Source organism: Microbacterium sp. ZKA21 (assembly GCF_050434165.1).
Taxonomy (GTDB): Bacteria; Actinomycetota; Actinomycetes; order Actinomycetales; family Microbacteriaceae; genus Microbacterium.
The window spans coordinates 55,338-72,489 of the sequence record NZ_JBNPVV010000006.1 but is presented as its reverse complement, the minus strand read 5'-3'; the positions used below and the strand labels follow the sequence as shown (position 1 = coordinate 72,489).

Sequence of the window (17,152 nt, the reverse complement as noted above, 5' to 3'; positions counted from 1 at the left end):
ATCACTTCCCGGTTGTCGGCTGCTCTGCGGCCGGGGTCTGCACCTCGGTCTTCAGGATTCGCATCGACTGCCCGACGCTGCGGGCGAGGGCGGGGAGTTTCGCCGCTCCGAAGATGAGGACGACGACGGCGAGGATGATCAGTGCGTGCCATCCGGTGAGGTTCTGGAACATGTCTCTGTCTCCTGTCGGTGGAAGTCGGTCAATCGGACGGGGGCTGGCCGGGGCCGCCCTCGCCGCCGTCGGGGCCGCCCTCGCCGCCGTCGGGGCCGCCTTCGCCGCCGCCGGAGGGCGCAGCCCCTGCGGTCGGGGTCGTCGAGGTGTCGATGCGCACCTGCAGGGTCGCGGTGTAACCGCTCGTCGCGTCCCCCGTGATCGTCGCCAGCTGCAGAGCCCCCGCGTCGTCGCCGAACACGTTGTCGCCGGACAGCGTCGTCTGCGCGAGGTTCTCGGACGAGCCGTCATAGCGGGAGTCCGCGTAGACGGTCGTGCAGGCGTCCTCCGGGAGGGCGATCTGGGAGGTGGCGATGGCATTCGCGGAGTCGGTGATCGAATCGACATCGGGGTAGACCTCGAAGTGGATGTGCGGCCAGCGTCCCGAATAGCACCCGGGGAACACCGAGGTGAACGAGACCTTGCCCTCGGCATCCGCGACCTGGACGCCGCGCAGGTAGGTGACGTCTTCGAGGCCCTCGGAGTACATCGAGTACTCTCCCCCGGCCGTGCAGTGCCAGGCGTAGACGGCGACGCCGGCGAAGGGCGCGTCGTCGTTCTGCATGTCGAGGAGGTCGAGCCGGAACGTCAGCGGCACGCCCTCGGCCGTGGCGGAGCCGTCGATGGAGGATCGGATGTCCTGGCGGACGATGCCCGACTGCTCGAGGACGTCTGGTCCGTTGGATCCGTCTCCGGGGTACGGCCCCGCGGTCTCATCCGGGATCTCGCCCTCCGCCGTCGTGGATCCGGTCGACGCGTCGGATGAGTCCGACGAGGTTCCGGTCGTGCTGCTGGTCGCGGTGGGTGCGCAGGCCGCCAGCACCACGGCTCCGACGCCGAGCCCGGCCAGGCCGATGACGCTGCGTCGGCTGAGGAGGGTGCGGATGTCGAAGGGGGCGCCCTGGTCGACGACCTCCTCGTCTGGGCGGTCGAGCGGGCGGCCTTCGTAGGTCGGACCGTTCGGGGTGTCGACGGGTTCGGGGATGCGGCTCATGATCTTCTCCTTCCGTGAGCTGATGACAGCTTCCCGAGGGAGTCGATCAGGGCACTGTGCCCCGGCTATGCGAGGTCTATGACTTCGGGCGTGCTACCGGCGGCCGGATGACCAGCACCGCCACGATGCCGATCAGGATCACGGCGGTCAGCGCGACCGGAATCGGCAGCACGGGGTCGAGCAGTACGAGCAGGGCGCCGACGGGCACGACGACGTTAACGAGCCGGTCGGCGTTCTCACGGATCGCGATCCACCAGATGCCGACGAGGAACACGGCGATCGGGACGGTCACTGTGAAGGATGCGGCGGCGTTCGACAGCTCGCTGTGGTGCGTGAGCACATCGATCTCGACCTCGATGCCGGCCGAGAACGCGGCCGCGGCGGCGAACACGAAGTAGTGCGTGTATCCGTAGCGCAGCGAACGGCGGAAGGACGAGATGGCGCTGTGATGGGGCGGCCAGAAATAGATCCACCACAGCGCGGCGGTCACGATCAGGGTGAGGGCCGCGATCGCGATGAGCGGGCCGAGGGACTCGACCTCCTCGAGCGCGCCGACGATGGCGTTCGCCGAGGCGAGCAGGCTCTCACCCAGCACGATGAGCGTGAACAGGCCGTAGCGCTCGGTGATGTGGTGGGGATGCCAGGGCGTCTGATGCCGGTGCTCCGCGAAGACGGGAACGGCCATCTCGATCAGCGCGAAGAGCACGAAGGCCGCGATCTGGAAGGATGCCGGCACGAAGAGGAACGCCACCCACAGCAGCTGGACAGCGGCGATGCCTGCCGCGTATCGGCGAGTGACCGAGCGCAGCGGCTCCTCGGCGCGGGACGCCCGCAGCCACTGCGCGATCATCGCGATCCGCATGACGATGTAGCCGACGACCGGGATCAGGAAGTCGCCGTGCTCGAAGGCGGCCGGGACGCCGGCGGCGAGGATCAGGACGCCGCCCATCTGCACGAACGTCAGCACCCGGTACAGCCAGTCGTCCGTCGCGAACGATGTCGCGAACCAGGTGAAGTTCATCCACGCCCACCAGATCGCGAAGAACACCATGGCGAACGACGTGATCCCGTGCACGTAGTCACCCGCGCTGAGCGCGTGGTGCAGCTGCGCGGACGCGACGCTGATCGCGACCACGAAGACGAGGTCGAAGAACAGCTCCAGCGTGCTGGCCGTGCGGTGCGGCTCGTGCGCATCGCGCGGTTGCATGCGGCTCAGGCGGAGACGTCCGAGGGGGTTCTGATCGGTCACGGGATCAGCGTAGGGCAGGCATCCGGCCTTCCCTGCGGACGCGCTTCGTCCAATCGCGTGAAGAATCTTCCCACGGAGGATCCGATCGGCTAGAGTGGGCCGCAGTTCGCAGTGCCTGGTGCATTCGGATGCCGTGTGGGAACGGTATCCACCGCTTCGAGACGTGGGGTCTCGAAGAGCAGCAGGATCCCGAGGGGTCGGGAAGCGGGCGCACCCGCGTGCACAACGCGCGCGGACTGGGGAAATACTGGGGAAGTCATGGCGCGCTGGGGAATTCTGCGTTCATTCTGTGCTCGGGGAGTCCGAGCATGACGTCCGTCGAGGACGCGGTCGGGCTCACGCGTGCCACGACGGCCTTCGCTCCCGTCGCCGCTGCGCGCACGCCAAAGGTCGCGTCGCACACCGTCGTGATGCCGCGGGTGTCTCCGACGCTCGAACGACGTCAGCTCTGGGAGCGGCGGTACCGGATGCGGCTGCGCATGACCGACGCGGCGATCATCGTGCTCGCGACCGTCCTGACCGCCGTCGTCCAGCTGTTCGTGCTCGATGCTCCGGTCGACGCCGTCACGCGCGGTGGGATGCTTCTGGCCATCGCCTGGTTCCTGTCGCTGAGCGTGTTGAACACGCGCGCCGCCGCAGTCTTCGGCTCCGGGGCAGCCGAATACACGCGCGTCGCGCATGCCAGCGGTCTCGCCTTCGGACTCCTCGCGATCGTCGGCGTACTGCTGGAATGGAAGGGACTGCGGCCGATGCTGCTGATCGCCCTGCCGCTGGGGATGCTGGGGCTCATCCTCGCGCGGTGGGGTTGGCGCAAATGGCTGTTGCGGCGCCGGCGCGCGGGACAGTACGCATCGCGCACCGTCGTGGCGGGCGATGCCGAAGACGTCGGGTACGTCATCGACTCGCTCCGCCGCGGTGGCGAGACCGCCTACCACGTCGTCGGAGCGACGTTGTTCGATCGCAACGCCGTGGACCTCGAGGTCGACGGCGAGCGGTACCCGGTCCTCGGCAACGTCAATACCGTCGCGTCCGTCGCCACGCGCCTCAGCGCGGACACGATCATCGTGGCGAGCCGCCCGGAGGGGAACCCGGACTTCGTCAAGGGCCTCGGATGGCAGTTGGAGGGTACGGCATCCGAGTTGATCCTCTCGAGCCGTCTCACGGACGTGGCCGGTCCGCGCGTGTCCCTGCGCCAGGTGGAGGGTCTGCCGCTGATCCACGTGAAGATCCCGACCTACGAAGGCGGGATCCACTTGCTCAAGCGCGCGCTCGACATCGCGGTCGCAGTGGCGGCACTCGTGCCGATCGCCCTGCTCTCGCCGGCACTCGCGTTGATCATCAAGGCGGATTCACCCGGTCCGGTCTTCTTCCGCCAGGAGAGGGTCGGTCGCGACGGCCGGATCTTCCGGATGATGAAGTTCCGCTCCATGAAGACGGATGCCGAACAGGAGCTCGCCGCTCTCCAGGAGCAGAACGAGGGAGCGGGTCTGCTGTTCAAGATGAAGGACGATCCGCGCGTCACGCGGGTCGGAAAGGTGCTGCGCAGGCTGTCACTGGACGAACTGCCGCAGTTCTGGAACGTGCTGATCGGCGACATGAGCGTCGTCGGCCCTCGGCCACCGCTGCCCAGCGAGGTCACCGCCTACGACGGGACGGTCTACCGGCGCCTGTACATCAAGCCGGGAATCACCGGCCTGTGGCAGGTATCCGGTCGCAGCGACCTGTCGTGGGACGAGAGCGTTCGCCTGGATCTGCGATACGTCGAGAACTGGTCTGTGATGAACGACCTGCAGATCATGTGGCGTACCGCGAAGGTCATGGCGCGGCCGAGCGGAGCGTACTGAGACGCGGGGCCGACCGCTGTTCCGAACGGCGGCACCGCAGGCAGACGGGGAGGGATGCCATGCTGACAGTCATCATCGCAGCGCACGACGAGGAGAGCGTGCTCGGGGCGTGCCTCGATGCGCTGCGCGCAAGCGCTGACGGGATCGATCTGGAGGTGATCGTCAGCGCCAACGGCTGCTCCGACGCCACAGCACGGATCGCGGCGGAGCACGGCGCGACGGTCATCGACCGGCCCGAGCCAGGCAAGGCGGGGGCGCTGAACGCGGCGGAACGCGCCGCCACCGGCTTCCCGCGGATCTACCTGGACGCGGACATCCTGGTGCCGGCCGATGGGATCGCCGCGGTTCTCGCACAGTTCGAGCAGCCGTCGGCCCCCCTGGCCGTGATGCCGCGACGACGCATCGACGTCACGGATCGCCCCTGGCCGGTGCGCGCGTACTCCGCCATCAACGAGCGGCTTCCCGTCTTCCGCGACGGCCTGTTCGGTCGCGGCATGATCGCGCTCTCGGCGGAGGGCAGGCGGCGATTCGGGGAGTTCCCGGACATGATCGCCGATGATCTCTTTCTCGACGCGCAGTTCTCCGCGGCGGAGAAGTCCGAGGCCTCCGACGTCGTCGTCAGCGTGGAATCGCCGCACACGACGCGTCAGCTGATCGATCGCCTGGTCAGGGTCCGCCGGGGCAACGCCGAGATGCGCGCAGCCGCTCAACGAGGCGCAGCCCCGAAGGGCGTCCGCCGATCAGACCGGTGGGCATGGCTGCGCGACGTCGTCCTGCCCGAGCCGAGGTTGGCACCTGCCGCCGTCGCGTACGTCGTCATCACGCTGGTGGCCGGCTTGCGCGCACGTCGGGCGGCCACCGACCCGCAGTCGGCCTGGGGCCGCGACGAGAGCACCAGGGCGACGATCGCGAGGACGACATGAACGCTTCGACGTCGATCAGACGACGCATCGGCTGGCTCATCGGAGCCGGAGCGCTCCTCGTCGCCGCTGCCGCGGTGGCCGTCTGGCTGTTGGCCGGCTCCGCTGGAGACGTTCCGGATGCCGGCGGTGAAGCGGGATCGGCAGGCACCGCTGCGAGCGAAGAGCCGCCGAGCACCCCTGGCCCGCTGCCCTCGGCTGCACCCACGTCCGGCTCGGAGGTGCAGGAGCCGACCGGCGACTCCGGCTACACGCTGCCGCCGGTCACGTCCTCCGCGCCGCTCGTGAGCGGGCCGCTCCCCGAGACGGCGAGCGCCCAGGGCCACCTCGTCGAAGGCTTCCCGGAGGACGTCGTGCCACCGATGGAGCGGTCGACCGTCGTGACCAGCTCGATCACGAGTGACGAGGGTCGCATGCAGGTGACCCTCGTCGGCCACGTGGAGGCGCCGGCCGCTGACGTGGTCGCCTTCTATCGCGACAGGTGGTCGTCACTCGGGCTGCGCGATCTGGGCGGGCCGGACGGTTCGGTCGCGTTCACCGGCGCCTACGAATCCCTCACCCTCGCTGTCATCACCACGGGCACGGGTGTGCAGTACTCCGTCTCCGCCGTCTTCCGGATCGAGTGAGCGTGTACATCTCCTTCGCGAACAAGCCGTCCGGCCCGTCACCGACGAGGCGCGCACCCGGCGTGCGGACCGTGTCCTCCACGGTCGTGAGCCTCGGGATCGTTTCGATGCTGACGGACATCTCGTCGGAATCCGTCGCTGCGATCCTTCCTCTCTACATCACCGGCGCTCTGGGGCTCGGAACCATCGCGTTCGGCCTGGTGGACGGCCTCCAGCAGGGAGTATCCGCATTCGTCCGCATCGCGGGCGGCTACGTCTCGGATCGATCCGACCGGCCGAAGTGGGTGGCCTTCGTCGGTTATGCTCTCGCCGCCGTCGCGCGCGTCGGTCTGCTGTTCGCTTCCGGCTTCGCCGCCATCACCTCCGTGATCGTGGCCGATCGAATCGGCAAGGGAATCCGGACCGCCCCTCGGGATGCCGTGATCACCGCGGCTTCCGAGCCCGAGAACCTCGCGACCTCCTTCGGCGTGCATCGGATGCTGGACAACATCGGCGCGGCGATCGGCCCCCTGCTCGCCTTCTTCATCCTGTTGCTGATCCCGGACGGCTATCACGCCGTCTTCGTCGCATCGCTCGCCTTCGCCGTCATCGGCGTCGTGATCCTCGGCCTCATCGTCCCGGACGTTCGCACGCGCGCACCACGTGAAGCCGCGACGACACCTGTTGCGCGGCGGCGTTTCGACTGGACGGCACTGAACTCCCCTGCGTTGAAACGCGTCCTCGCGGCCGCGGGTCTCCTCGGCATCCTGACGATCGGCGACGGCTTCGTCTATCTCGTCCTCCAGTCCCGCAGCGACTTCGCTGCGCAGTGGTTCCCGTTGCTGTACGTCGGCACCAATGCGGCCTTTCTGGCACTGGCGATCCCGTTCGGAAGGCTCGCTGACAGATTCGGCCGCGCGCGAGTCCTCATCATCGGCCATCTCGGGCTCCTCGGGGCGTACGTGATCGCGGCCCTGCCCGTCGCCGACATCGCCGCAACTCTGCTGTGCCTGGTCTTCCTCGGCGCCTTCTATGCAGCCACGGACGGTGTGCTCGCCGCGCTTGCCGCCCAGTTGACGACGCCGGAGACGCGCGCGACGGGAATCGCCGCGGCGCAGACAGTCGTCGCCGTGGCTCGTTTCATCGGCGCGACCGGCTTCGGGATCCTCTGGTTCGTCCTGGGTCGCGAGAGCTCACTGCTCGTCGTCGCGCTACTGCTGGTGATCGCGATCCCGCTCGCCGCCTGGCTGCTGCGGACATTGCTGCGCACACCATCGCCGACGCCACCGTCGGAGGAGGTCACGGCGGCATGAGTGCACGGATCAGATGGCTGCTCGTGGCAGCCGTGGCCGCGATCGCCCTCGGTACGGCGGCGGTCGTGATCTGGACCGCATGGCGGTCATCGCAGGCCGCGACCTCCGCACCGAGCGCAGTGGAGAGCGGATCGCCGCAGGAGTGGGATTCAGGCGATCGGATCGTGTTCCGGAGCACGGCGGTGGGGCAGAGCTACGGACTCGTCGCCTCGGTTGCGATCGAGGACCCTTCCGGGCCGCGCGCACTGACGGATGTCGCCTGCGACCGGGTGGATGCCGTGGCCGACGAGTGGATCTGCCTGCGCACCGAACGGGGCATCGCCACCACCTTCGAAGCGGTCGTGCGCTCGTCGGACGGCGTTGTGACCGAACAGTGGCCGCTGCCCGGCATCCCGAGTCGGACCCGCATCTCGGCCGACGGGAAGCTCCTCGCCACCACCGCGTTCGTGACCGGTCACTCGTACGCCACGATCGGCTTCTCGACCGAGACCGTGATCCGCGGCAGGGATGGCGAGAGCTTCGGCAACCTCGAGGACTTCGCCTTCATCCGCGACGGCGCCATGTCCACGGCCGCCGACCGCAACTTCTGGGGAGTGACGTTCGCCGGCGACGACAGGTTCTACGCGACGGCCGGGCTGACTCTGGATGGGACGACCTACCTCGTCGAGGGCGACCTGTCCGACCGGACCCTCACGACCATCGCCGAGGGGGTGGAGTGCCCTTCGCTCTCGCCGGACGGCAGCCGGATCGCGTTCAAACTGGTGACCGCAGGCGCCGGCCCGACCGTCCATTGGACACCGGCGGTCCTGGAGCTCCGCAGCGGAGAGGTCACAGTGCTGCCCGAGACGCGGAACATCGACGATCAGATCGAGTGGCTCGACGACTCGACCATCCTGTACGGGATGCCGCGCGACGACGCAGCGGGCGACAGCGACGTCATCTCGCTCGCCGCCGACGGCTCATCGGAGCCGGAACTCTTCATCGAGCACGCGTGGTCGCCGTCCGTCGTCCGTCGCTGATCATCCGTCGGAACGATCGGGTGCCTCGGACTGCCCTGCGGCGTGCCTGCGCCGAACCACGATCCAGGCGAACGCCGCGCCGATGGCCGCCCCGAGGACGTTCGCCAGGATGTCCCTCGGGCTGGCCTGACGCGACGGGATCAGGATCTGCGCGAGCTCGGCGCCGACGGACAGAGCGAGCGCCAGCAGCACACCCCTCCACGGGTGCCGGAAGAGCAGGGTCAGCAGGAAGCCGAGCGGTGCGAACATCAGGATGTTGGTGACGAACTCGATCCACCCGGTACCGAATCCGCCGATCCCCCAGCCCTGCAGCACCTGACCGATGCCCGTGACGATCTGGGCGTAGGACACCGGCAGAACGAGCACGGCCACGACGAGAAGGAGGTAGACCACGAGCGACGCCACCACCCATAAGCGCGGCCCCTGCTCGCCACCGTTGTCCACCAGCCGCTCCCCTCGCGCGCTCCGCCTCGACGGCGTTCGGGACTGCTCACTCGCGGGCGGAGGTTGCTCATCCAGATTGGTACTGTACTCTGTCCGGTGGGAGGGGGTCCCACCTCAGACTGATACAGGATTGTGATGATCAGCTCACCAACCAGACCCCCCCTATCGATACGTCCCCCACGAGATCGTTGGCGCATCGCCCTCGCGCTCTTCACGATCTTCGCTATCGCCGCGGCAGGCCTCATCGGTGCCGCCGGCGCTCAAGCCTCGACGAACGGGATCTTCCCCGACGACCTCAAGCCCGGCATCGCGAGCGACCCCGACCGCGATGGAGTCGAGCTGGGCATCCGGTTCACCCCTGAGCAGTCAGGGCGGATCACCGCCCTGCAGTACTACCAGGGCCGCTCAGCGGACGATGTGACCACGGCCACGCTGTGGTCGTCGCACGGAACCGTCCTCGCGAAGATCACCTTCCCCGAAACCGACAAGATCGGGTGGCGGACTATCGCCCTCGACGAGCCGGTCGACATCCGAGCCGGACGCACGTACGTGGCCTCTTACTACGCCCCCAAGGGCGGCTACCCCGTGACCGAGGACGACCTGAAGACCCACGAGACGACGAACGGCTTCACGTTGAGCCCGAACGCCGGCGTGTACGCCTACGCCGATTCCAGCGCCTTCCCCACGAAGACGCACAAGGCGTCGAACTACCTCGTCGACATCGTGTTCGCCCCGCATGCGCAGACCGGTGAACCCAGCCCGACCGACCCCACGACACCGGGCGACCCCACGACTCCGGGCGACCCCACAACACCGGGCGACCCCACAACACCGGGCGACCCCCCAACACCGGGCGACCCCCCAACACCGGGCGACCCGACGACACCGACCGATCCGACGACGCCGACGACACCTCCGACGACGGAGCCCACGCCGACTCCGACGACCCCCCCGACGACGGAGCCCACGCCGACACCGACGACTCCTCCGACCGAGGAGCCGGAGCCGACGACTCCCCCGACTCCCCCGACCGAGGAGCCGACCCAGCCGACTCAGCCGACTGAACCAACTGTTCCTCCGCAGGAGGGCGGCTACATCGTGCTCGGCCGCAGCTTCCCGAGCGCCGAGACCACCGGCGTACCGGCGGGGACCTCGCTCACGCCGTACAACGGCCCCTGCACGATCCAGACGCCGAACGTCGTGATCGATGCGAAGGTCGTCAACTGCACCCTGCGCATCCTCGCGAAGGGAGTGACGATCACGCGCTCGCAGATCAACGGAACCATCTGGACGCACCCGACCGACAACACCGGTTCGTTCACGGTGACGGATACCGACATCCGCGTCGGCGCCGACACCGAGGGCACCGGGATCGGCGACGCCAACTTCACGGCCACCAGGGTGGACGTGTCCGGAGGCAACCGGTCGATCAACTGCTTCAGCAACTGCACCGTTCAGGCGTCCTACGTCCACGACCAGTACCGCGACCCCACCGGGGACGCGCACGAGTCCGGCGTCCGGATGGGCTCGGGCAGCGTGATCCGTGGAAACACGATTGGATGCTCGAACCCTGACGGATCACCGAGTGCCGGATGCTCGGCGGCCCTCACCGGCTACGGCGACTTCGCCACGGTCGAGGACAACACGATCGACGGCAACCTGTTCGTCGGCGGATCCGGCGGCTACTGCGCCTATGGAGGGTCCTCGACGGGCAAGCCCTATTCCGAGGGGGTCAACAACGTCAAGTTCACCAACAACGTGTGGCAGCGCGGCACCTCGGGCAAGTGCGGCTACTACGGCGCGATCGTCTCCTTCGATCGCAGCGCACCGGGCAACGCGTGGAGCAACAACCTCTTCGACGACGGCAGCCCCGTCACCCCGTAGGCTGTTCGCAGCACGACAGGTGCCCGGCGTTCCCCGTGAACGCCGGGCACCTTGGTCGCTCTGGCTCATCACCACGGGCAGAAAGGGAGCCGAGGTTTGAACAGTCCCCGCATTGCGATCTGCGTCGTCACATTCAACAGCGCGGCGTTGATCGAAGACCTCACCGCCTCGCTCCCCGAAGGTGCGTACGGCACGACGTGGACTCTGGTGTTCGCTGACAACGATTCCGCCGACGACACGCTCGCTCAGATCACACGCCATGCGCCGGACGCCGTCGTCGTGCAGACCGGATCCAACCTCGGGTACTCCGGCGGGGTGAATGCCGCCATCGCCGCGGCGGGGGAACAGGACGCCTACCTCGTCCTGAACGCCGATGTCCGTCTCACACCAGGGAGCCTGGTCTCGCTGCTCGGCGCGCTCGGAGACGGTGCGGGGATCGCCGTTCCGCGCCTCATCGACGCGGACGAGCAGCCGCACTGGTCGCTGCGCCGGGAGCCGACACTGCTGCGCATCTGGTGCGACGCGCTCATCGGCGCTGAGCGCGCCGGCCGTATCGGAGCCCTCGGCGAGGTCGTCGCGGATCCTTCCGCATACGAATCGACCCACTTCGTCGATTGGGCTGAGGGTTCGACGCAGCTCATCAGCGCGGAGTGCCTGCATGCGTGCGGCCCCTGGGACGAGTCCTACTTCCTGTACTCCGAGGAGACCGAGTACGACCTGCGGGTGCGCGCTCACGGCTTCGGCGTCCGATACGAGCCGTCGGCGGTCGCTCAGCATCTGAAGGGCGAGTCCGCTGTCTCCCCGCAGCTGTGGTCGCTGCTCACGCTCAACAAGGCCATGCTCTACGCGCGTCGACACGGCCCGGTGGCGTCGACAGCCTTCTGGCTCGCGCTCGTGGTCAGAGAGGCGAGCCGCGCCGCCCTCGGCAAGGCAACCAGCCGTGCCGCGCTGTTCGATCTGCTGCGTCCCCGCCGGTGGCGCGAGCCACGCGGACCGCACTGGCTCGCCGGTGTGCGCGTCTGATCGCGACTCACTCCCAGAGCGGGTGGTGGTCTCGGTCGAGTCTCGCGATGGCGCCGGCGATCCCCAGCAGCAGGAACAGCGTCCCCATCGTCATCGGGAACGCGAAGGCGTCGAAGAAGGCCATGCTGATGAACCCGGCGACGATCGCCCCCGCGATCGCCGCAGTGAGGTCGCGCGTGCGGATGAAGGGCTCGCCCGGTGCGCGTCGGGCCACGCGCCGCAGCTCGGCGATGGCGACCCAGCCGATCAATACGAGGGCGAGCGTTCCGATGATGCCGACGCTCACGAGCTGCACCAGATACTGGTTGTCGAAAATGCGGTACTTCGGCAGAAACGTGCCGAAGCCGCGCCCGAAGAGCGGATCGTGCGCGAGGAATGTCCAGGCGAAGTCGAAGCTGTCCGTGCGCGAGGTGATGCTGGGGTCGTTCTCGGGATCATCGAACAGACTGAAGATGAAACGCAGCATCCGCGGCCAGAGCAGCGAGACGATCACCAGCGCCGCCGCCGCGAGACCGAGCATCCACCGGCGCAGCACCGGGGTCCAGGCGAAGAGGCAGATCAGCACCCCGGCGATGGCGCAGAGATACGCGGAGCGCGAGCCCGAGACGCCGACGACGGCGACGATCGCGGCCGATGGCATCCAGCGCAGCAGCAGCGGCCGGGTCGTGTGATACAGCCCGACGTGCAGCGCCAGCGGCAGGATCATCGCGACGATCGCGCCGTACTCGATCGGATGCGTCGCCGTGCCGTTCGGGCGCACGAAGCCGTTGCGGTAGACCAGATCAGCGCTGCCGATCTCGCGCAGACCGGGAATGCTGATGAGATTGGTGATCGACTGCTCCGTGGCCACCTGGGCGAGACCGAGCAGCGCCAGCAGTCCTCCGGCCAGCGCGACGCGCCAGACGAGATCATCGACCCTCCGCCGAGTGGGAATCGTGTCGGCCGCCAGCAGCATCGTCCCGGCCCACGACAGCAGCGAAAGCAGCGCGACGTCGGCAGGGCTGATCTCATCGACGTTGATCGGACGCGACATCGCCAGCGCGTACGAGATTCCCGACGCGAAGATCAGGAACCCGAGCGCCCATCGCAGCGGATAGAAGCGCAGCACGACCGCCGAGTGCCTGCGCATCATCAGCAGAGTCAGCCAGAACAGCAGGCTCACAAGGCCCATGAGCATCGAGGGCGCACCAGCGCTGCCGAGCGGCCCGACCACGAAACGCGACGGAATGGCGAGCAGCACGATGAGATAGACCGTGAGCCAGGTGACGGTGTCGGCCGTTCGCACCCGGGGCTGCGGAGCATCGCGGACGCTCGCCGCACCGTGGTAGGCGATCGCGCTCATGGCTGCGGAGAGGGGTTCTGCGCCGATCGGGGTCCCGCCGGAGCAGAGAGTGTCTCGTCGAAGTCCAGCTGCGGGTTGTCCGCCGCGATGGGTTCGTCGTCGAGCGCCGGCAACTGCTCGGACTCGATGTTCACGGGCGCCTCGGCTGCGCCGCTCGGACTGACGTTCTTCCCGGGCTCCGCGTGCTCCGGCATGCGCTTCCACCGTGCGGCGGATCCCACCGGTCCGAACTCGTCGTGCCTGCGACGTCGGCGGATCACGATCACGTCCAGCAGCAGAGCGATCGCGAAGGTCAGTCCGAGCCCACCGCCGACGACGATCACGAGGATGCGGATGAGCGACTGGAAGTCGCGCTCCGCCTCGGTGTCGACGGCCAGCAGCATCGAGCGGACCGTGTCCTTGTCCGGGACGCCCACCTCCTGCTGCAGCCCGACGAGCCGATCCGAGACGTTCTGCGTGACGTAGTCGAGCGTCTCGAGAGTCTGCGCTTCGCCGCGGTCCTTGGCCTCGACCGCGATGATCCCACCCCTGGTGGAGTCATCGATGGTCACCTCGACCTCTGCGTAGGGGGAGAACTCCTCGAGGTCCTCCGCGAACGCCGTACTCGAGTACGTGGCCACGACGACGCGCGCAGTCAGATCGAGCCCGGACAGACTCAGGAACGGATTCGCCCCGTCCGTCTCGGCCGTCGGGTCGCCTACAGGCGGCAGCAGCAGCGTGAGCGAGCGAGCGGTGTACTCCGCCGGGGTCATCTGATAGACCTGCCAGCCGGCCCCGAGAGTCAGCAGCAGCCCGGCAACGACGATGTACCATCGTCGGCCCAGCGCACCGAAGATCTCCCGGATCCCCACATCCACTCCCCCCTGACATCGCCTGCTCCCGCGGCGGCGAGCCCTCCCAGCGACCGCGCGGTCGCGCAGGCTACTGTTCTCTGGTGGTCATAACGGTACAACACCACGGCTGAGAGTCGACGGACAAGATGACGCTGGCGGATCTGATGCGCGCATTGATGCGGCGCTGGTATCTGGTGCTGCTCGTGATGTCGGCCGCGCTCGTGCTGGCATTCCTCGCCACGCGGTCCGAGCCGATGTACCACGCACGCACCGAAGTCGTCTTCCTCGCGCCGTCGAGCGCTCGCTATCCGAATGAACTCGTCACCAGTTCCGAGTCTCTCATCCTGACCGCCGGCGCGGTCTCGGAGCGGATCAACGGCGCCGGGAGACGGCTGGACTTCGGGGCATCGACGGTGAATCCGGTCGGCTCTCCCGACACCGGCGAGGACACGTGGATCACCCTGCTCGACACCGGCAATCAGTGGGTTCCCGCCTTCGAGCATCAGGTCCTCGTCATCGATGCGACCGGGACGACGCCCGAGCGCGCCGAAGCACGCATCGCCGAAGCGGCCGATCTCGTCCGCACTGAGCTCATCGCGCTGGAGGACGAGCAGGGCGTCGACGAGATCAATCGCATCGGGCTGCGCCTGTCGCCGGAGACGCCCCAGATCACTGTCATAGACGGAAGCAGCGCGCGAGCGGCAGGGATGACCCTGTTCCTCGGGCTGCTCGCCTCGATCGCCATCGTCGTCGTCCTCGAGGTGCGGGGGTCGAAGGCGCAGGACGAGGCGGTAAAGACCCGTCTCACCCGGCACCGCCGGCGCCGGGTGAGACGGCGTCGGGGCACCGCTGCGCCTCTATGATCGACGGATGGGGATCCCACGCATCGTCCGGCGGCTCGGCGTCATACTCCGACGCCACCTCTTCAACCTGTGGGTCAACGGGTTCGTCTCCTCCATGCTCGTGCCCGACCGAGCACGATGGATCCTGCTGCGCGCCTCCGGCATTCCTGTCCAGCGCTGCGTGATCGACGCCCGCGGCTTCATCGGCAGCCGCACCATCGCGATCGGCCGGGGGAGCTCGCTCAACCACGGCGTGTTCCTGGACGGCCTGGCTCCGGTGCGCATCGGGGCGAACGTCTCGATCGGGATGAACGTCCTCGTCCTCACCGGCTCTCACGATCTCGGCACCGCCGACAAGCGGGCAGGCGCACTGACGGCCTCTCCGGTCACCATCGGCGATGGCGCGTGGATCGGAGCGAACAGCGTCATCCTCCCCGGCGTGACGATCGGCCGCGGAGCAGTGGTCGGCGCGGCATCCGTCGTCATGAAGGATGTCGCGGCGAGCACCGTCGTGATGGGTAACCCTGCGCGCGTCGTCCGCCGGATCGACGAGGAAGCGGCCGGACAGACCACGGCCGAGCACACGACGGAACCGTCAGACGAGCGGACGTGACGCGACGAGCACGTTCGTGAGGAATCCGACGGAGCTCGGTCGCGGCCGGATCCGCCCCGACCTCACCCCGTCCACCCAGTCCTCCCGCACGAATCCGGTTGCCGCCAAAGGCTCGAGCAGCGCGGTATCCGCGCGCCAGTGCTCGACCACCTTGTCCGCGAAGACGACGACGCCGTCCGGTGCACGGTTCGCGCCGCGCACGCGCTGCAGGGTCTTGCGCGCGAGCTTGCGCGCGATCAGCGCTTTCCCGGCGATCGCCTGCCACGGCCCTGGCGAGGCGTATGCCGATGGGCTCAGGCGCCCCTCCAGGCCGATGGAGCCGAGCTGCGGATCCAACCGCAGCAGCAGCCGCGCCAGGAAGCGCGCACCAGCCTTGTCCTGCGGACGCAACCGTCCGGCGATGGCGAGGAAGCGTTCGTCGAGCATCGGATTGATCACGAGCCGCTGATACGCGACCGCTGTGTCGGTGGCACCTGCCCACCGCTGCATCCGGTGGCGCAGGTACAGCGCGTCGGTGGCGTGGAACCACTCCGGGCTCCCGTCCTGCAGCGCCTTCAGCAGCTCCTTCTCGGCCGCGTCGCGCGCCCACGCCGAGAACTCGTCCGTGAGCACGCCCGGTTCGATCGACTCGTTCGCGAACATGCGCCAGGCTCCGAGCCGGGATGCTTCGGCCGCCGTCACCGGATGATCGCGCACCGCACCGAGGTAGTAGAACCCCCGCGCCACCTCCCCGCCGAGGCCGGCGATGCGAACACCCTGGTCGAAGCTGCGCTCGTCGCGACCGAGTACCGCGAGCGTGAGCGGGTCCGCCAGACCGTCCAGCCGCAGAGCCGCGACCCGGCACTGCGCCCATGCCTCCGCCGGATCCACGTCGCTCAACTCCGCCGGGCGATACACCTCGTGGCGCAGGCCCTGCTCCGTGGCGATGCGCGCCGCGATGCGCACATCACCGTCCCCCGGCGCCCCCAGCGTCATGGCACGCAGCCCGCGACGCCGCTCGGAGGGGATCGCCGCCAGCAGCACCCGCGAATCCATGCCGCCGGTCAGCTGGAGCACCGCTTCGGGGTGGTCGTGGATGAGTGCGTCGAGCGACGCCCGCAGGATCTCCGCCGCGGCCGTCACGGCGTCGTCGAGCCCGATCGGATCGACCGCGGCATCCGGCTGCTCATCGACGACGACGCCGCCGTGGTCCAACGTCGCCGCTGCTCCGGGTGTCAGTTTGACGACGCCGTCATGCAGCGTGCGCTGACCGAGCTGCCATCCCAGCAGGGATTGGACTGCGACAGCGATCTCGTCGAGTCCGGCGCCCCGCGTCCAACCGGCCAGCAGGGCCGACGTGCTCAGCACGCCGTCGCGCGCATCGGATGCCCCGGAGTGGAACAGCTGGCGGAACCCCATCGAGTCCGCGACCATCGTCACCGAGGACTCACCCGCCGCCACGGCGGCGAACGGCGGAAGCATGCCGGTGACAGACCGCGGATCGACACGCATCCTCCCGGCGGCGGTCTCCACGGCGACCGCGCCGTCGGCATCGCGCAGCACGCGCGACAGCGCGAACGCGTCCGGGTCGCCGGGGACCGCCTCCACGCCCCACGTCACCAGCGTCACCGGACCGCGGCGCAGAACCGACCGCGGCGGGCCGTCTCCGGTGCGCCCGTGCACGCCAGGGATGTCGCCGACGGCGGCGAGGAAACCGGGCAGCGCTGCGGGGTCGTACATCGACGGATCAGCCGAGCTTGCCGTCGACGTACGCGGTCAGCGTCCCGACGGTCTCGAACAGTTCGGCGCCGAACTCGTCGTCTTCGATCGTGATGTCGAACCGATCCTCGATCGCAGCGATGAGCGCGACCACGCCGAACGAATCCAGCTCGGGCAGGGATCCGAACAGCGCCGTGCCGTCCGTCAGCTCATCGGGGCTCTGCGACAGCTCGAGCGTTTCGATCAGGACGGAGCGGAGCGCATCGGCGGTGGTGGTCATAGGGGCCTCCTCAGGGGCGATCGGTGATGGGATGCGGA

The 17,152-nt window shown here is 68.5% G+C and carries 16 protein-coding genes and 1 pseudogene; 9 read left to right on the top strand and 8 right to left on the bottom strand.

The annotated features are described in order from the left end of the window. Window position 1 precedes the first annotated feature (1 nt). From tatA to M2317_RS13165, 3 genes are all read right to left on the bottom strand, one after another. Window positions 2-172, bottom strand: coding sequence for a twin-arginine translocase TatA/TatE family subunit (gene tatA, locus M2317_RS13175; RefSeq protein ID WP_429460847.1), 171 nt, complete (start codon window positions 170-172; stop codon window positions 2-4). Between the two features lie 28 nt (window positions 173-200). After that, entirely contained in the window at window positions 201-1,205 is a 1,005-nt protein-coding gene (locus M2317_RS13170) for an intradiol ring-cleavage dioxygenase (RefSeq protein ID WP_429460846.1), read from the bottom strand. 76 nt (window positions 1,206-1,281) lie between these two features. Further along, window positions 1,282-2,412, bottom strand: coding sequence for a low temperature requirement protein A (locus M2317_RS13165; RefSeq protein ID WP_429461162.1), 1,131 nt, complete (start codon window positions 2,410-2,412; stop codon window positions 1,282-1,284). Between the two features lie 350 nt (window positions 2,413-2,762). On the opposite strand from M2317_RS13165, the gene M2317_RS13160 reads away from it, so the two are divergent. From M2317_RS13160 to M2317_RS13140, 5 genes are read left to right on the top strand one after another with little or no spacing between them, the layout of a single operon-like run. Further along, window positions 2,763-4,298: a sugar transferase gene (locus M2317_RS13160; protein WP_429460844.1), complete on the top strand. Its 1,536-nt coding sequence runs from the start codon at window positions 2,763-2,765 to the stop codon at window positions 4,296-4,298. A gap of 59 nt (window positions 4,299-4,357) precedes the next feature. Further along, a complete protein-coding gene (locus M2317_RS13155; protein ID WP_429460843.1) occupies window positions 4,358-5,221 on the top strand; it encodes a glycosyltransferase in 864 nt (287 codons plus the stop codon). Beyond that, a complete protein-coding gene (locus tag M2317_RS13150; protein WP_429460841.1) occupies window positions 5,218-5,844 on the top strand; it encodes a hypothetical protein in 627 nt (208 codons plus the stop codon). The genes M2317_RS13155 and M2317_RS13150 overlap by 4 nt, the downstream gene beginning before the upstream one ends. A 2-nt stretch (window positions 5,845-5,846) precedes the next feature. Then, complete coding sequence (locus M2317_RS13145) at window positions 5,847-7,136, top strand: MFS transporter (protein WP_429460840.1); 1,290 nt, start codon at window positions 5,847-5,849, stop codon at window positions 7,134-7,136. Further along, a complete protein-coding gene (locus M2317_RS13140; protein ID WP_429460839.1) occupies window positions 7,133-8,155 on the top strand; it encodes a hypothetical protein in 1,023 nt (340 codons plus the stop codon). Before M2317_RS13145 ends, M2317_RS13140 begins: the two co-directional genes overlap by 4 nt. Here M2317_RS13140 and M2317_RS13135 read toward each other — a convergent pair whose 3' ends face one another. Next, complete coding sequence (locus M2317_RS13135) at window positions 8,156-8,599, bottom strand: VanZ family protein (protein WP_429460837.1); 444 nt, start codon at window positions 8,597-8,599, stop codon at window positions 8,156-8,158. 135 nt (window positions 8,600-8,734) lie between these two features. Here M2317_RS13135 and M2317_RS13130 point away from each other — a divergent pair, with 135 nt between their 5' ends. Both M2317_RS13130 and M2317_RS13125 read left to right on the top strand, forming a co-directional pair. Then, window positions 8,735-10,483, top strand: coding sequence for a DUF4082 domain-containing protein (locus M2317_RS13130; protein ID WP_429460836.1), 1,749 nt, complete (start codon window positions 8,735-8,737; stop codon window positions 10,481-10,483). A gap of 96 nt (window positions 10,484-10,579) precedes the next feature. Further along, on the top strand, window positions 10,580-11,506 hold the full coding sequence (locus M2317_RS13125; protein ID WP_429460834.1) for a glycosyltransferase family 2 protein: 927 nt from the start codon (window positions 10,580-10,582) through the stop codon (window positions 11,504-11,506). A 7-nt stretch (window positions 11,507-11,513) separates the two neighbouring features. Here M2317_RS13125 and M2317_RS13120 read toward each other — a convergent pair whose 3' ends face one another. Both M2317_RS13120 and M2317_RS13115 read right to left on the bottom strand, forming a co-directional pair. After that, the gene (locus tag M2317_RS13120) at window positions 11,514-12,848 is read right to left on the bottom strand and encodes an O-antigen ligase family protein (protein ID WP_429460832.1); all 1,335 of its coding nucleotides are present in this window, start codon (window positions 12,846-12,848) and stop codon (window positions 11,514-11,516) included. Then, window positions 12,845-13,699, bottom strand: a complete 855-nt coding sequence (locus M2317_RS13115; RefSeq protein WP_429460831.1) for a hypothetical protein — start codon at window positions 13,697-13,699, stop codon at window positions 12,845-12,847. The genes M2317_RS13120 and M2317_RS13115 overlap by 4 nt, the downstream gene beginning before the upstream one ends. 128 nt (window positions 13,700-13,827) lie before the next feature. Between M2317_RS13115 and M2317_RS13110 the strand changes: the two genes are divergently transcribed. Together M2317_RS13110 and M2317_RS13105 are read left to right on the top strand one after the other, a co-directional pair. Then, window positions 13,828-14,544 carry a hypothetical protein gene (locus M2317_RS13110; protein WP_429460829.1) on the top strand — a complete coding sequence of 239 codons (717 nt, stop codon included), beginning with the start codon at window positions 13,828-13,830 and terminating at the stop codon, window positions 14,542-14,544. A 262-nt stretch (window positions 14,545-14,806) separates the two neighbouring features. Then, window positions 14,807-15,061 (top strand): annotated as a pseudogene (locus M2317_RS13105) (DapH/DapD/GlmU-related protein); the annotation flags it as partial. 57 nt (window positions 15,062-15,118) lie between these two features. Here the strand turns inward: M2317_RS13105 and M2317_RS13100 are convergent. Beyond that, window positions 15,119-16,855: a hypothetical protein gene (locus tag M2317_RS13100; RefSeq protein ID WP_429460827.1), complete on the bottom strand. Its 1,737-nt coding sequence runs from the start codon at window positions 16,853-16,855 to the stop codon at window positions 15,119-15,121. A 7-nt stretch (window positions 16,856-16,862) separates the two neighbouring features. Next, window positions 16,863-17,114, bottom strand: a complete 252-nt coding sequence (locus tag M2317_RS13095; RefSeq protein ID WP_429460825.1) for an acyl carrier protein — start codon at window positions 17,112-17,114, stop codon at window positions 16,863-16,865. Window positions 17,115-17,152: the final 38 nt, after the last annotated feature.

Excerpts from the sequence above, each read along its gene's own strand:
- M2317_RS13120 (WP_429460832.1), bottom strand. The coding sequence starts at position 12,848 with ATGAGCGCGATCGCCTACCACGGTGCGGCGAGCGTCCGCGATGCTCCG.
- M2317_RS13170 (WP_429460846.1), bottom strand. The coding sequence starts at position 1,205 with ATGAGCCGCATCCCCGAACCCGTCGACACCCCGAACGGTCCGACCTAC.
- M2317_RS13110 (WP_429460829.1), top strand. The coding sequence starts at position 13,828 with ATGACGCTGGCGGATCTGATGCGCGCATTGATGCGGCGCTGGTATCTG.
- M2317_RS13155 (WP_429460843.1), top strand. The coding sequence starts at position 4,358 with ATGCTGACAGTCATCATCGCAGCGCACGACGAGGAGAGCGTGCTCGGG.
- M2317_RS13095 (WP_429460825.1), bottom strand. The coding sequence starts at position 17,114 with ATGACCACCACCGCCGATGCGCTCCGCTCCGTCCTGATCGAAACGCTC.
- M2317_RS13150 (WP_429460841.1), top strand. The coding sequence starts at position 5,218 with ATGAACGCTTCGACGTCGATCAGACGACGCATCGGCTGGCTCATCGGA.
- M2317_RS13130 (WP_429460836.1), top strand. The coding sequence starts at position 8,735 with ATGATCAGCTCACCAACCAGACCCCCCCTATCGATACGTCCCCCACGA.
- M2317_RS13100 (WP_429460827.1), bottom strand. The coding sequence starts at position 16,855 with ATGTACGACCCCGCAGCGCTGCCCGGTTTCCTCGCCGCCGTCGGCGAC.
- M2317_RS13160 (WP_429460844.1), top strand. The coding sequence starts at position 2,763 with ATGACGTCCGTCGAGGACGCGGTCGGGCTCACGCGTGCCACGACGGCC.
- M2317_RS13165 (WP_429461162.1), bottom strand. The coding sequence starts at position 2,412 with ATGCAACCGCGCGATGCGCACGAGCCGCACCGCACGGCCAGCACGCTG.
- tatA (WP_429460847.1), bottom strand. The coding sequence starts at position 172 with ATGTTCCAGAACCTCACCGGATGGCACGCACTGATCATCCTCGCCGTC.
- M2317_RS13140 (WP_429460839.1), top strand. The coding sequence starts at position 7,133 with ATGAGTGCACGGATCAGATGGCTGCTCGTGGCAGCCGTGGCCGCGATC.